Annotated in this window: 1 protein-coding gene; it reads right to left on the bottom strand. The window is 68.4% G+C overall.

What is annotated here, in order from left to right:
• Positions 1 to 31: 31 nt before the first annotated feature.
• The coding region (locus ACXJKH_RS21890; protein ID WP_457322538.1) for a zinc-binding dehydrogenase at positions 32 to 602 on the bottom strand (571 nt) is incomplete at its 5' end.

Below are 602 nucleotides of genomic sequence, written 5' to 3'. Positions count from 1 at the left end.
CAGCCGACCAACGGTCGGCTCTACGCGCGGTTCACGGGCGCAGCAGCACCTTACCGTTGCGGCCCGGCTCCAGGCTGGCCTTGGCCGCGGCAGCCACGTCATCGAGGCCGAATACCGCATCCACCGGCAGGCTCAGCCCGCCGCGTGCGGCCAGCTGCAGCAGTTCGCCGACCAGGCGGCGCTTGTCTTCCGGCGCCATCGCCTGGCTGACCTTGCTGCCCCAGAAGCCCTTCACCGTGGCCTGCTTGAAGATCACATCGCCCGAGTTGAGCTGCATCGGCTCGCCAGTCATCGACCCGAAGGACACCAGCGTGCCGCCATCACCGAGCAGGGTCATCAACTCGCTGCTGGCGCGGCCGCCAACCGAATCCACCGCCGCGACGATGGGCTGGTCGCCGGTCTTGGCCTGCACCTTCGCCATCCAGTCCGACTGTGCAGTCGACACGGTGTGCTCGATGCCCAACGCGTCCATCTCGGCCACGCCCGCATCACGCCGCACTAGGTTTACGCAGTGCACGCCCCGCGCCTTGGCCAGCATCGCCAGTGCCTTGCCGACCGCGCCATTGGCTGCGTTCTGCAGGATCCACTGGCCCGGCTTGACC

The organism is Stenotrophomonas sp. P5_B8 (assembly GCF_054049855.1).
The sequence above is the reverse complement of the archived record's forward strand: the minus strand, read 5'-3'. Positions and strand labels throughout refer to the sequence as shown.